This window comes from Halobacillus litoralis (assembly GCF_020171725.1).
Taxonomy (GTDB): Bacteria; Bacillota; Bacilli; order Bacillales; family Halobacillaceae; genus Halobacillus; species Halobacillus litoralis_F.
Genome location: NZ_JAIVAJ010000002.1, coordinates 82,129 through 96,768 on the forward strand (window position 1 = coordinate 82,129; position 14,640 = coordinate 96,768).

Here is a 14,640-nt window from a genome sequence, read left to right on the forward strand (position 1 = left end):
TAATATTAAGTTTAGGATTGAGAAACTAGGGGGTATGGACGTGTCGCAGTCAGACCAAGAGAAAAAAAGAATTACAGTGGAGATCAATAAACGTTCTTACACTATAGTTGGTCATGAAGAGCCCCATCATATCCGTATGGTATCCAGCCTTGTCGATCAGAAAATGCGTGAAATCCATGAGGCTAATCCGAGCCTGGATACGGCTAAGCTCGCCGTACTGACCGCTGTGAATACAATGAACGAATATATAAAGCTTAAAGAAGAATGTACGGAACTGATGAACTATATAGAAAAGAAAGAGGAAGAGGACGAATAGGTCATGATTGATTTACTGTTATTGTTTATTTTATTGATAGGAATTTATACCGGATTAAAAAGAGGCTTCATCCTTCAGTTGCTTCATCTTGTCGGATTCATCGTTGCCTTTGTTGTTGCCGTCATGTACTACGATGATTTGTCTCCTAAGCTGACGCTCTGGGTACCTTATCCTGAGCTTCCTGAAGATGCGACGTGGGCTGTGTTCGTAGAGAACTTGGACCTGGAGCAGGCTTTCTATAATGCTGTTGCGTTTTCCATATTATTCTTTGGTACGAAGATCATCCTACATATCATCGCTTCGATGCTGGACTTTGTTTCAGAACTACCGATTCTGAACTCATTTAATAGTTTGCTCGGTGGTGTACTCGGATTCATTGAAACCTATGTCATTATGTTCGTCATCTTGTACATAGCTGCACTCGTTCCGTTAGAACTCGTGCAGAATGCCTTAGATGGATCGTTCCTGGCTCAATTTATTATTGAGCGGACACCAGTGTTTTCTGAGCAGCTGAAAACATTATGGTTCGAGCACGTAGCTGGCTGATGAAGACTGGGGTTTTAAGAGGAAAGCCGCTGTGATGACAATCATAGCGGCTTTTTTTACAATGGAAGAGATTGAACGTGGACAGGATAAGATAATGAATGCTCACTTTTAGATAAGGAGATGTTTTCATGGCTGTAGATAAGAAACAAGTGATTAAGTTATTAGAGAAAATCGCGGTCTATTTAGAGTTGAAGGGTGAAAATCCATTTAAAATATCAGCATATCGCAAAGCTTCCCAAGCTTTGGAAAGGGATGACCGTTCACTGAGTGAAATCGATGACTTTACGAAAATGAAAGGAATCGGCAAAGGGACGGCTTCTGTGATTGAAGAGTATGTCGAAAATGAGGAATCCGATACCTTAAAGCAGCTTCAGGCAGAAGTTCCGGCAGGACTCGTTCCGCTGCTTGACCTTCAGGGCCTTGGCGGGAAGAAGCTGGCAAAATTGTACAAGGAACTAGGCGTAACGGATGCTTCCTCCCTGAAAGAAGCGCTTGAGTCAGGCAAAGTGGAAGCGTTGGATGGCTTCGGGAAGAAGTCCGCTGAGAAAATGCTGAAATCATTGGAAGATGCGGGAAGCAGGCCTGAGCGTCTTCCAATCGCTCTCATGCTGCCTTTGGCTGAAAGAATCGAACAGTTCTTAAGCGAGGCAGAAACCTTCTCGCGTTTTTCACGTGCGGGAAGTTTGAGAAGAATGCGTGAAACCATTAAGGATCTGGATTTCATTATCGCATCAGAGAATCCAGGGGCTACAAGAGATGAATTACTCAGCTACCCAGGCATTCAGGAAGTGGTCGCTTCCGGTGAAACAAAAGTATCGATTGTTTTAAGGGAGACGTATGATATCGGCATTGACTTCCGTATCGTTGCTCCAGACGAGTTTGCGACCACTCTGCATCATTTTACTGGTTCAAAGGATCACAATGTGGCGATGCGCCAGCTTGCTAAAGAGCAGGAAGAGAAGATCAACGAATACGGAGTCGAGCACGCACAAACAGGTGAGGTCAAAACGTTTGAAACAGAAGAAGACTTCTTTAAACATTTCGGTCTCCACTTCATCCCGCCTGAAGTGCGTGAAAACTACGGAGAAGTGGACAAGTTCAAAGAGCCTGTCGACCTGATCCAGACAGAAGACATCAAAGGGGACTTGCACATGCACTCGACATGGAGTGATGGAGCACAGTCCATAAAAGAAATGGCAGAAAAAGCAAAAGCAAAAGGGTACGATTATATAGCCATGACCGATCACTCGAAGTTCTTACGTGTCGCAAACGGACTCGATGAAAAGCGTCTCCGTATGCAGCGGGAAGAAATCGATAAAGTGAACCAATCCATGGATGACTTTCATATATTTGCTGGAGTGGAAATGGACATCCTGCCCGATGCAACATTAGATTTTGATGATGATTTTCTGAAAGAGATGGACTTTGTCATCGCCTCTATTCACTCAAGCTTTACTCAATCAGAAGAGCAGATTATGGAACGCATCAATCAGGCGCTTGAGAATCCCCATGTTGACATGATCGCCCACCCGACAGGTCGTCTGATCGGTAGACGTGACGGGTATAAGATCAACCTCGAAGAGTTGATAGCGGGAGCGAAACGCACGGGAACGATCTTAGAGCTGAATGCCAACCCGAATCGACTGGATTTAAGCTGGGAGTGGCTGATGAGAGCTCAGGAAGAGGGCGTAACGATTGCGATCAACACCGATGCTCACAGCTACCCGATGCTTGACCATATGAAAGTCGGCGTCGGAGCAGCACGAAAAGGCTGGCTCCGTAAAGATACTGTGATCAACACATGGTCCAAAGAACAACTAATGAAGAAGTTTGATAATCGATAGTAAAGTAAAGGAGACGGAAAGATGAATCAACGAATCCTTCACGTTTTAGAATATAAAAAAATAATCGACCAATTGAGCGAGCAGGCCGCCTCCTCTCTCGGAAAAGAAAAAATTTCGGCACTAAAGCCATCATCAGACTTGGAAGAGGTGCAGGAATGGCAGCGTGAAACGGACGAAGCTGCCCAAGTGCTCCGTCTGAAAGGACACGTGCCTCTCGGTGGCATTTTCAATATCAAGCCCAGCTTGAAACGAACGACGATTGGTGGGACATTGTCTGCGCTCGAAGCATTGGATGTGGCGAGCACCATTTATGGGGGACGTATGCTACGCCGCTTCATCGAGGACATGGAAGAGCCTGAAATACCCATTCTGCGTAGTCTCGTAGATGAGATTGCTCCGATGAAGGAATTGGAACAAGAGATCCGGAATTGTATCGATGAGAATGGAACCGTGATGGATGGGGCTTCGGATAAGTTAAGATCGATAAGGTCAAGTATCCGCACGTATGAAAGCCGCGTCCGCGAAAAGATGGACAGCTTAACCCGCTCGAAATCCAAGATGTTATCCGACTCTATTGTCACGATTCGAAACGACCGATACGTGCTTCCTGTTAAACAGGAATACCGCGGTTCGATCGGCGGGATTGTACACGATCAATCCTCTTCCGGTGCTACATTATTCATTGAACCTCAGTCCGTGGTCGAAGTGAATAACCAGCTTCAAGAAGCACGCGTCAAAGAAAAACATGAAATCGACCGTATTCTGAAGGAATTGTCGGATGCCATTGCAGAAGAGAATGCCCCTCTTTATCATAATGTTTCCGTCCTTGCCAAAGTAGACTTCATGTTTGCCCGTGCCAAGCTGGGTAAGACGATGAAAGCTTCGATGCCGAAGATGAATGACCAAGGCATCATCAAGATGCAGCAGGCGAGACACCCTCTTATTGATGAAGACGAAGTGGTTCCGAATGATATCGAAATTGGTGAAGATTACACATCCATCGTCATCACGGGACCGAACACAGGTGGTAAAACGGTAACCTTGAAGCTTGTCGGTTTGTGTACATTGATGGCTCAGTCCGGCTTGCAGATTCCGGCACTTGATGGATGTGAACTGTCTGTCTTTGACGAAGTCTTCGCTGATATCGGGGACGAGCAGTCGATTGAGCAAAGCCTATCAACGTTCTCGTCCCATATGACGAATATCGTAGACATTCTGGACAAGGTAAATCACCGTTCGCTTGTCCTGTTTGATGAGCTTGGCGCCGGTACAGACCCTCAAGAAGGGGCAGCGCTTGCCATGTCCATTTTGGATGAAGTCGTGAAGCGTGATGCACGCGTCATCGCAACGACCCACTACCCTGAGTTGAAAGCATACGGATACAATCGTCCAGGGGTCGTGAACGCATCAGTGGAGTTTGACGTCCAAACACTACGACCGACGTACCGATTATTAATCGGTGTACCGGGACGAAGTAATGCCTTTGAAATTTCAAGACGACTCGGTTTAAGTGAGAGCATTATCGAATCATCCAAAGAGAAAGTCGGAGTTGATTCTCAAAGCGTGGAGAATATGATTGCATCACTTGAAGAATCCAAGCGCGGAGCAGAGAAGGATTACGAAGAAGCGGAACGCGTGCTGGAAGAAGTAGAGAAGCTGCGAAATGATCTTCAGTCGAAGTGGGATCAATTCGATGAAAAGCGCGAGAAGCTCTATAAAAAAGCAGAAGATAAAGCGGAAAAAGCGATCCAACAGGCCCGTGAAGAGGCTGAGATGATTGTCGGTGAAATCCGAAACATGAAGTCTCAAGCTGGGATGAAAGAACACGAATGGATCGAAGCAAGAAAAATGTTTGAGGAAGCACAGCCGAACCTTGCGAAAAAAGAGCAGAAAAAGCAGGCGCCTGCTCCTAAGAAAGAAACGCGCGAATTGAAAGCAGGCGACGAAGTGAAACTGCTCACACTTAACCAGAACGGAACAATTGTCGATCAGACGGGTAAGAATGAATACCAAGTACAAGTCGGCGTAATGAAAGTGAAAGCGAAGCGTAAGGACCTCGAGTTCATTAAAGCCGAAACGCCTTATAAGGAGAAGCCGATGGCGAAAGTCAAAGGAAAAGGATTCCACGTCAAACCGGAACTCGACCTGCGAGGAGAACGGTATGAAGATGCTCTGAATCGATTGGAGAAATATGTGGACGATGCCCTCCTTGCCGCTTATCCGACCGTTTCGATCATTCACGGGAAAGGGACAGGTGCTTTGAGAACAGCTGTCCAGAATTATGCGAAGAATCACCGCAGCATTTCAGGTTACCGAGCAGGTGGAATGAATGAAGGCGGAAGCGGCGTAACCGTGTTAGAATTGAAGTAAATGTTGGATAAGGGAGCGTACAGATCATGAGCGGTTTTTGGGAATACACCTTAATTGAAACAGCGGCCAGATATAGTGTGGTTGTATTATGTTTAGTCGTATTTATGGCTATTTTCGAACTCGTGACATCGTATAACAATTGGAAAGAAATTAAAGAAGGCAATCTAGCCGTCGCTATGGCGACCGGAGGGAAGATCTTCGGTATCGCCAATATCTTTCGATTTTCGATTGAACACAACGACTCATTAATCCAAACGATGGGCTGGGGGTTGTTCGGATTTATTCTATTACTCTCCGGTTATTTCATTTATGAATTTCTGACTCCATCCTTTAAGATTGATGAAGAGATTGCGAGGGACAACCGGGCCGTTGGATTCATTTCCTTGATCATATCTGTTGGACTTTCTTATGTGATCGGAGCGAATATTATTTAAGGGGAATACAGTATGGAAACACTCGCGAAAGTATTGATGGTCGTAGCCGCTGTCTTTCTGGTTGTCGGCATCTTGTTTTTTATGGTATAGGCGAAAAAGCAACCGTTAAGGCGGTTGCTTTTTGTTTTCAATAGGGCTCAGTGTGGAGCAGTCTGAAACTTTTTCTTTTTCAACCTGGAAGGATTTTTAATCATGAGCTTGAACAAAGGATTGACTTTCACTGTGTTCTACGGATTATGAATGCCTTTCACAGCAATAATCTTACATAAAACCCCTGAAAATTACTGAAATTTTTTAAATTTTATTTCAAATCAAACAATTAAATCGTTATAATAAAGATATAGCACTTAAAGGGGGTAGTTGTGTATGACAAATTTTCAACGTCCATGGCACGAGCATTATCCACCCGAAGTCCCAGCAACATTGGAGTATGATTTGAAGCCGTTGCACGAATATTTAGAAGAGAGTGCAAAGCTTTACGGAGAAAAGAAAGCGCTTTATTTTATGGGGAAAGAACTCACCTATCAAGAAGTCTATGATCAGGCGAAGTCCGTAGCCTCTTACCTTCAGGACCTTGGTCTTGAAAAAGGGGACCGCGTTTCCATCATGCTGCCGAACTGTCCGCAGTCCGTCATTGCCTATTACGGGATTCTGATGGCTGGAGGGATCGTTGTACAGACGAATCCACTCTATATGGAACGAGAATTGGAGTACCAGTTGAAAGACTCTGGTGCCAAAATGATCATCTGTCTCGATATTCTCTATCCGAAAGCGGCGAATGTGAAGCCGAATATCCCGCTTGAGCATATTATCGTCACGGGAATAAAGGATTATCTGCCGTTTCCTAAGAACAAGATCTATCCGTTCATCCAGAAGCGTCAATACCAAGTGCTGGTGAAGCCGGAACAATCATCGGATACTCACATCTGGTCTCATATGATGGACAGCAGTGATGGAGAAGTGAAACATGTGGACATCGATCCATCTGAAGATTTAGCTCTCCTTCAATATACAGGAGGAACAACCGGATTCCCTAAAGGTGTTATGCTCACTCACTTCAACCTTGTCGTCAACACACAGATGTCGAAAAAATGGCTTTATAAATGCAAAGACGGGGAAGAAACGGTGCTGGCCATTCTCCCATTCTTCCACGTGTACGGGATGACCTCTGTTATGAACTTATCGGTCATGATGGGGAACAAAATGATCTTGATGCCGAAGTTTGAGGCGGAAGATGTGTTGAAAGTCATCGAGAAGCAGAGACCTACTTTATTCCCGGGAGCACCGACCATTTATATTGCGTTGTTGAACCACCCTAGTTTGAAGAAGTATGATCTTTCTTCTATTGAAGCTTGTATCAGTGGATCAGCTCCTTTGCCGGTAGAAGTCCAGGAACAATTTGAAAAGATTACGGGAGGTAAGCTCGTAGAAGGGTATGGTCTGACGGAAACGTCTCCTGTCACGCATTCGAATTTTGTCTGGGGTAAACGAGTCAGCGGAAGTATTGGCGTTCCGTGGCCGGATACCGATGCGAAAATCTTCAGAATGGATATGGATGAAGAAGCTGAGCACGGTGAGATTGGAGAAATCGTAGTGAAAGGTCCTCAAGTAATGAGGGGCTATTGGAATCGACCAGAGGAGACAGCACAAGTTCTAAGTGAAGACGGCTGGTTCCGTACAGGCGACATGGGTTATATGAATGATGATGGTTATTTCTATGTGGTTGACCGTAAAAAGGATATGATTATTGCAGGTGGATATAACATTTACCCGCGTGAAGTGGAAGAAGTCTTGTATGAGCATTCAGAAATACAGGAAGCGGTCATTGTCGGTGTACCTGATCCGTATAGAGGAGAAACGGTCAAAGCATTCATTGTGAAGAAACAAGGCAGTGAGATTACGGAAGACGAGCTGAATGAATACTGCCGTAAGAACATGGCCGCCTATAAAGTGCCGCGTATTTACGAGTTCCGTGATGAGCTGCCGAAGACTGCAGTCGGTAAAATTTTACGTCGTAAATTAGTGGAAGAAGAAAGAGAAAAGTTAGAGGGATCAGAAAGTGTTCAGTAAGACAAAGGAATTCCTGAAAGAAAGTTGACAGAATATTTTCCTGCCTGTAGAATGATAAGTGAATGAACAGTCATTCATTTTTCGGTAAGGTAGGAGATATCATGAAAAAGAATAAACCAAAATATAAACAAATTATTGATGCAGCGGTCATAGTGATTGCCGAGAATGGCTATCATAGCTCGCAGGTCTCTAAGATCGCCAAACAGGCGGGAGTTGCTGACGGGACCATTTATCTTTATTTCAAAAACAAGGAAGATATTCTTGTTTCCCTCTTCCAAGAAAAGATGGGGCAATTCATAGAAAAGATCGAGCACGAAACAACTTCCAGGCAAACCGCTGAAGAGAAGCTGCTGACACTGGTGGAGACGCACTTCGAACAGCTGTCTGCCGATCATCATCTGGCTATAGTGACTCAGCTGGAGCTGCGTCAGTCCAATAAGGAACTTAGACAGAAGATCAATCTTGTGTTAAAGCCTTATTTGAATGTGATTGATGCCATCATAGAAGAAGGTGTGGAAGAAGAGTTGTTCCGTCCTAACCTGGATCGCCGTCTTGTCCGCCAAATGATCTTCGGAACATTGGATGAGACGGTTACGAACTGGGTGATGAAAGAACAACGTTATAACATAGTAGACCAGGCGCAAGAAGTCCATAGCTTGATCGTTCATGGATTAGCCCGATCCGGTCAATAAAGGAGAGATTGGTTTGTCGACACTTACAGTACACAAGGAAAATCATGTAGCGAACATTACAATTGAAAGTCCTCCTGCCAATGCACTGTCGAGTACCATACTGAAGGATTTATCAAACGAACTCGATCAAATTGAACAGGATTCATCAATCAAAGCCATTCTCCTCAAAGGGGAAGGGAAATTCTTCTCGGCAGGGGCAGACATCAAAGAATTTACATCATTTCAGGAGGCTTCTGACTATGAAGCCTTAGCTAGCAAAGGGCAGCAGCTTTTTCATCGGATTGAGAACTTTCACATTCCGGTGATTGCAGCGATTCACGGGGCGGCACTTGGAGGTGGACTTGAACTTGCGATGTCCTGTCACATTCGTTATGTCACCCATGATGCCAAAATTGGCCTGCCGGAAATCAACTTGGGAATCATTCCTGGATTTGCGGGAACACAGCGCCTTCCAAGGTATGTTGGATCGGCGAAAGCGTATGAGATGACGCTGACGGGCGTTCCGATTTCTGGTGAAGAAGCAGTAAGTTACGGGCTTGCCAATCAGAGCTTCTCAGATGAAGAGCTTCTACCTGCAGCCGAGAAGCTGGCAGAGACCATTGCTTCTAAAAGCGGTCCATCCATCCATCAAGTCATGAAGCTGATTCCTTATGCTCATACTTCCCAATTGCAGGAAGGTGTCAAGAAGGAAGCGGCAGCCTTTGGTCGAGTATTCGGAAATGATGATGCTAAAGAAGGCATACAAGCATTCATGGAAAAGAGAAAACCACAATTTAAAGACAAATAGTGTAGGAGGGTACGAAAATGAATATTTTTGTTCTACTTAAAAGAACGTTCGATACAGAAGAGAAGATTGGAATCAATAATGGCAGAATTGAGGATGATGGTGCGGAATACATCATCAATCCTTATGACGAGTATGCTGTAGAAGAAGCCATCAACCTGCGTGATGAACACGGTGGAGAAGTCACAGTTGTGACGATCGGAGAAGAAGACGCCGAGAAGCAGCTGCGTACAGCACTGGCAATGGGTGCAGATAAAGCGGTATTGATCAACACAGAGGATGATCTGGAGGAGGGAGACCAGTTTACAACGGTCAAAATCCTAGAGGCGTTCTTTGAGGATAAGGAAGCGGATATCATCTTAGCAGGGAATGTTGCCATTGATGAAGCCAGTGGCCAAGTAGGTCCACGCCTGGCTGAGCGTCTTGACATGTCCTGTGTGACAACGATTACGAAAATCGAGATTGACGGAAGCACAGCAAACATCGAGCGGGATGTAGAAGGGGACGTTGAGAAAGTCGAAACGTCACTTCCATTGCTTGTCACGTGTCAGCAGGGTCTGAACGAACCACGTTATCCATCTCTTCCAGGAATTATGAAAGCGAAGAAAAAACCTCTTGAAGAGCTGGAAATTGATGATTTGGATTTAGATGAAGACGATGTAGAGCCGAAAACGAAGACAACTGAAATCTTCCTGCCTCCTGAAAAACAAGCAGGGAAAGTGCTTGAAGGGGAAACAGACGAGCAAGTGAAAGAACTAGTCTCTCTACTAAAAACAGAAGCTAAAGTCCTGTAAATCGAAAAGGGGAAAGGAGAAACGATATGAGTAAAAAAGTGTTGGTTATTGGAGAAGCAAGAGAAGGGTCATTACGTAACGTAACGTTTGAAGCAATTGCAGCTGCGAACCTTGTCAGTGATGGAGGAGAAGTAGTGGGTGTACTTTGCGGGGACGGTGACTTAAGTGCGCTCGGTCAAGAAATGGTCTACCACGGAGCGGAGAAGGTCATCACAATTTCAAACTCAGAATTGAAAACGTATACATCTGATGGGTACAGCCAAGCCATCATGGAAGTCATAAACGACGAATCCCCTGAAGGAATCATTATGGGGCACACAGCGATCGGGAAAGATTTAACTCCGAAGCTTGCGAGCCGCCTTGAATCTGGATTGATTTCGGATGCAACAGAAGTAGTTGTAGAAGGTGGAAACATCGTATTCACGCGTCCGATCTACTCTGGTAAAGCCTTTGAGAAAAAGGAGATAACAGATGGTCTTGTTTTTGCTACGATCCGCCCAAACAACATTCCAGCTCTTGAGCGTAACGATGCGTTGACAGGTCAAGTAACAGAGAAGGACGTATCGATTACAAACATCCGTACAATCATTAAAGATGTCATCCGCAAATCATCTGATGGTATCGACCTTTCTGAGGCGAAGGTGATCATCGCCGGCGGACGCGGAGTGAAGAGTGCGGAAGGGTTTGAGCCACTGACTGAACTTGCCGATGTGCTCGGTGGAACAGTCGGTGCTTCCCGAGGAGCGTGTGATGCAGGATATTGTGACTACTCCCTTCAAATCGGACAGACGGGTAAAGTCGTTACACCAGACCTCTATATAGCTTGCGGGATTTCCGGAGCAATCCAGCACCTTGCCGGAATGTCGAACTCTAAAGTAATCGTTGCAATCAATAAAGATCCAGAAGCCAACATATTCAACGTAGCGGATTATGGAATTGTCGGGGACTTGTTCGATGTGGTACCGAAGCTGATCGAAGAAATTAAAGAAATGAAAGTCAATGCCTAAATTTTCACCTGAAAAGCCGAGCCAATGATTTGGCATCGGCTTTCTTACATGTTTTAATGGGGTATAAACAAATTGTTAGTCACTAAAAATAGATAGTGATATACTCTAATCAAGTTAGTTTGAGGAGGAAATAATTAATGGCTATTGTTAAAGCTACAGATCAGAACTTTACTGAAGAGACTAATGACGGTCTTGTACTTGCGGACTTTTGGGCGCCATGGTGCGGACCTTGTAAAATGATCGCTCCAGTTCTTGAGGAATTGGATGATGAAATGAGCGATCAAGTTAAAATCGTGAAACTTGACGTTGACGAAAACCAGGAAACAGCAGGTAAGTTCGGTGTAATGAGTATTCCGACACTTCTTCTTTTCAAAGATGGTAAAGTCGTAGATCAAGTAATCGGCTTCCAACCAAAAGAAGCACTTGCTGAATTGATTACAAAACATTCCTAATAAGGATTGAACCGCGCTGCTTAATCGCAGCGCGGTTTTTTTTATTCTCAATGGAGCACCCTGGGAAAGGCGAATGGCTGTTCTGTGTGTAGAAAATGTGATATTTTTGAATAAAGAAATCTTCTCACGTAACGGAGTTGATCCATAGTGAATGATAATATAAAAGAAAAGTTAGCCGTATTGCCGGACCAACCCGGCTGTTACTTAATGAAGGATAAACACGGAACCGTCATCTATGTCGGAAAGTCGAAAGTGCTAAAGAACCGGGTACGGTCTTATTTTACTGGTGCTCATGACGGGAAGACCCAACGTTTGGTCCGGGAAATTGTGGACTTCGAATACATTGTCACCACTTCTGAAATCGAAGCCCTCATCCTGGAGATGAACTTAATCAAGAAGTACGACCCGAAGTATAACGTTCTGCTTAAGGATGATAAGACGTATCCTTATTTGAAGGTTACCGGAGAGCGTCATCCGAGACTAATCGTTACAAGGAACGTAAAGAAAGATAAGGGCAAATACTTCGGTCCTTATCCAAACGTGATCGCAGCACGTGAGACGAAGAAACTTCTCGACCGGTTGTATCCTTTGAGAAAGTGTAACACGATGCCGGACCGTGTATGTTTGTACTATCATATGCACCAATGTCTCGGTCCCTGTGAATACACCGTAACTAAAGAAACCAATCAGGAAATCGTCCAGAGCATCACTTCGTTCCTGAATGGGGGACATGCTGAGATTAAGAAGGATTTAAAGGGGAAAATGTACGAAGCATCAGAAGAACTCGACTTCGAGCGGGCAAAAGAATTGCGTGACCAGATCGAACATATAGAATCGGTGATGGAACAGCAAAAAATGACGATGAATGACCGGGTGGACAGGGACATATTCGGTTACTCTTATGATAAAGGCTGGATGTGTGTCCAAGTATTCTTCGTCCGTCAAGGGAAGCTGATCGAACGCGATGTATCTTTATTCCCATTCTTTGATGACCCTGAAGAAACATTCTTGAGCTATATCGGCCGGTTCTATCTCCATCAGAACCACCCTTATCCTAAGCAGGTACTGGTGCCTGTTGCCACGAACGTAGAGGCATTGGAAGAAATCATCGATCCTAAGGTGATGATTCCGATGAGAGGCCGTAAGAAAGAGCTTGTCGAGCTTGCCATGAAAAATGCGCAAATCGCCTTAGAAGAGAAGTTTGCTCTAATCGAGCGGGATGAGGAGCGGACGATTAAAGCGGTGGAAACGCTCGGAGAACACTTGAACATTGAAACACCTCACCGTATCGAGGCATTTGATAACTCGAATATCCAGGGAGCGGATCCTGTTTCGGCCATGGTCGTGTTCATTGATGGTAAGCCGAATAAAAAAGAGTACAGGAAATATAAAATCAGAGACGTCGAAGGCCCGGATGATTACGAGACGATGCGTGAAGTCGTAAGACGACGCTATAAACGTGTGTTAAAAGAAGATCTGCCGTTGCCAGACCTCATCGTCGTTGACGGTGGTAAAGGCCAAATGTCAGCGGCTCAGGACGTATTAGAGAATGAACTGGGTATTGATGTGCCGTTGTGCGGCCTTGCGAAAGACGACAAGCACAAGACCAGTGAATTGTTGTATGGAGACCCGCCTTCTGTGATCGACCTGAACAGACAGTCCCAGGAGTTCTATCTCGTCCAGCGGATCCAGGATGAAGTCCACAGATTTGCGATCTCCTTCCACAGACAGCTGAGAGGGAAAGGGGCGATTCAATCCGAACTGGATGGTATTCCAGGTGTCGGTCAGAAACGCCGGCGTCTGCTCTTGCGCCATTTCAAATCCGTTACGGAGATCAAGCAGGCAGATCTTGCAGATATTACGAAGCTCGGGATTCCAGAGCCTGTCGCTCAAACGATCCTCGTTCAATTAAATGAAGAAAAAGAAGAAGAGCCAGTGGATGAGTAATCCCTGGCTCTTCGTTTACGCTTTTATCGCTTTCAGTTCGATGTAATGTTCTTTTTTATTTGCTTCCTCAAAACATTCGTATGTATCCCCTGTTGTTTGACCGAGTGTTTCGGCCAGGAAGCCTGATTCCAATTTGAAATCGACTTGGTACAGGCTCTGCTGTAGTCGTTTTTCGATAAGGTGTCCGGACAAGTGGAAGATCATTTCACTCTTTTTTTCTTTGATCAAGCTCAAATCTCCCCAGCCCATATATTGAAAGAATTCATATAGATCTTCTAATTGGTGGAGCTCAGTTTGTCTGGCGATGTTTTTTCCCATTAGATAAAGCAGGTAGGGGGCATCCTTCCCGAGGAAATCCGGCAGTGTATAGTATCGCAGGATGTCGAAGCCGGCGCCTGTCCCCACTAGTGATGAAATATTCTCTGTTGTCAGTTTGTTTGCAGCGTTCATACACTCATTCCTTTCTCCCTTTCCCCATTATCTCTCGAAACCCTAAGGTGTGCAATCATTATGAGAGATTTATAAGAAGGTGTAATATTTCTGTCAAAACGTGCAATTTATATCCCGGCTTTCTTGACGCTCCTACTGGATAGAAGTACAATAAATATGTCACAAATTGTGTGTTCATCAGACGAAGGTCAAAAAAAGAGGGGATTTTCTTTTTTATTTTTTACAGCGTTATAAAAGCGCTTAACTGTCTGAAAAATGCACCAATTGAAAAGAGTTATACATTTTGAGGGGGGTAAACATGGCGGGAACGCGCGGGTATGTTAACAGAAGATTACATTCATTACTAGGAGTCATTCCAATTGGGATCTTTTTGATCCAGCACTTGACTGTGAACTATTTTGCAACACGTGGTCCAGAAGCGTTTAACGCGGCAGCTCACTTTATGGAGAGTCTACCGTATCGTTACGTTCTGGAAATATTCATCATTTTCTTACCACTACTATTCCATTCAATCTATGGAGTTTATATTGCATTCACGGCCAAAAACAACCTTTCGAACTTCAGTTACTTCAGAAACTGGATGTTTATGTTCCAACGTATTACCGGAATCGTTACATTGATTTTCATTGCATGGCACGTGTGGGAAACACGAATTGCTGTCGGATTCTTCGGTGAGGAACTGAATTATCAGTTAATGGAAGGAATACTTACGAACCCGTTCTTCTTCTGGTTCTATCTAATTGGAGTCGTTTCAACAACGTTCCACTTCTCCAATGGCTTGTGGTCTTTCTTTGTAAGCTGGGGAATTACAGTATCACCTCGCTCACAGAAGATTATGACGTACGCAAGCATCATTATTTTCGTTGCCATCTCTTACGTTGGTGTTCGAACTTTGATCACATTTGCTTACTGAATGTAAAGCAACTCATATCAT

General features: G+C 44.6%; 14 protein-coding genes. 13 read left to right on the top strand and 1 reads right to left on the bottom strand.

What is annotated here, in order from left to right; genetic code table 11:
• Positions 1-34: 34 nt before the first annotated feature.
• The 12 genes from zapA to uvrC all read left to right on the top strand — a co-directional run bounded on the left by zapA (position 35) and on the right by uvrC (position 13,256).
• Positions 35-316: a cell division protein ZapA gene (gene zapA / locus LCM20_RS04650; RefSeq protein WP_225194269.1), complete on the top strand. Its 282-nt coding sequence runs from the start codon at positions 35-37 to the stop codon at positions 314-316.
• 3 nt (positions 317-319) lie between these two features.
• On the top strand, positions 320-862 hold the full coding sequence (locus tag LCM20_RS04655; RefSeq protein WP_225194270.1) for a CvpA family protein: 543 nt from the start codon (positions 320-322) through the stop codon (positions 860-862).
• A gap of 128 nt (positions 863-990) precedes the next feature.
• Complete coding sequence (polX, locus tag LCM20_RS04660) at positions 991-2,706, top strand: DNA polymerase/3'-5' exonuclease PolX (RefSeq protein ID WP_225194271.1); 1,716 nt, start codon at positions 991-993, stop codon at positions 2,704-2,706.
• Between the two features lie 21 nt (positions 2,707-2,727).
• Complete coding sequence (locus tag LCM20_RS04665) at positions 2,728-5,076, top strand: endonuclease MutS2 (protein ID WP_225194272.1); 2,349 nt, start codon at positions 2,728-2,730, stop codon at positions 5,074-5,076.
• A gap of 26 nt (positions 5,077-5,102) precedes the next feature.
• Complete coding sequence (locus tag LCM20_RS04670) at positions 5,103-5,510, top strand: DUF350 domain-containing protein (protein WP_225194273.1); 408 nt, start codon at positions 5,103-5,105, stop codon at positions 5,508-5,510.
• Between the two features lie 366 nt (positions 5,511-5,876).
• On the top strand, positions 5,877-7,580 hold the full coding sequence (locus LCM20_RS04675) for a long-chain-fatty-acid--CoA ligase (protein ID WP_225194274.1): 1,704 nt from the start codon (positions 5,877-5,879) through the stop codon (positions 7,578-7,580).
• Between the two features lie 101 nt (positions 7,581-7,681).
• Positions 7,682-8,272 (top strand): TetR/AcrR family transcriptional regulator, encoded by a 591-nt coding sequence (locus LCM20_RS04680; protein WP_225194275.1) that lies wholly within the window; start codon positions 7,682-7,684, stop codon positions 8,270-8,272.
• Positions 8,273-8,285: 13 nt separating this feature from the next.
• Positions 8,286-9,059 (top strand): enoyl-CoA hydratase, encoded by a 774-nt coding sequence (locus LCM20_RS04685; RefSeq protein WP_225194276.1) that lies wholly within the window; start codon positions 8,286-8,288, stop codon positions 9,057-9,059.
• A 17-nt stretch (positions 9,060-9,076) separates the two neighbouring features.
• The gene (locus LCM20_RS04690; protein WP_225194277.1) at positions 9,077-9,850 is read left to right on the top strand and encodes an electron transfer flavoprotein subunit beta/FixA family protein; all 774 of its coding nucleotides are present in this window, start codon (positions 9,077-9,079) and stop codon (positions 9,848-9,850) included.
• 26 nt (positions 9,851-9,876) lie between these two features.
• Entirely contained in the window at positions 9,877-10,857 is a 981-nt protein-coding gene (locus LCM20_RS04695; RefSeq protein ID WP_225194278.1) for an electron transfer flavoprotein subunit alpha/FixB family protein, read from the top strand.
• A gap of 137 nt (positions 10,858-10,994) precedes the next feature.
• The gene (gene trxA, locus LCM20_RS04700; RefSeq protein WP_225194279.1) at positions 10,995-11,309 is read left to right on the top strand and encodes a thioredoxin; all 315 of its coding nucleotides are present in this window, start codon (positions 10,995-10,997) and stop codon (positions 11,307-11,309) included.
• 147 nt (positions 11,310-11,456) lie between these two features.
• Positions 11,457-13,256 (top strand): excinuclease ABC subunit UvrC, encoded by a 1,800-nt coding sequence (gene uvrC / locus LCM20_RS04705; protein WP_225194280.1) that lies wholly within the window; start codon positions 11,457-11,459, stop codon positions 13,254-13,256.
• A 15-nt stretch (positions 13,257-13,271) separates the two neighbouring features.
• Here the strand turns inward: uvrC and LCM20_RS04710 are convergent, their stop codons facing one another.
• The gene (locus LCM20_RS04710) at positions 13,272-13,706 is read right to left on the bottom strand and encodes a YslB family protein (RefSeq protein WP_225194281.1); all 435 of its coding nucleotides are present in this window, start codon (positions 13,704-13,706) and stop codon (positions 13,272-13,274) included.
• A gap of 298 nt (positions 13,707-14,004) precedes the next feature.
• On the opposite strand from LCM20_RS04710, the gene LCM20_RS04715 reads away from it, so the two are divergent.
• Entirely contained in the window at positions 14,005-14,619 is a 615-nt protein-coding gene (locus tag LCM20_RS04715; RefSeq protein WP_225194282.1) for a succinate dehydrogenase cytochrome b558 subunit, read from the top strand.
• Positions 14,620-14,640 lie beyond the last annotated feature (21 nt).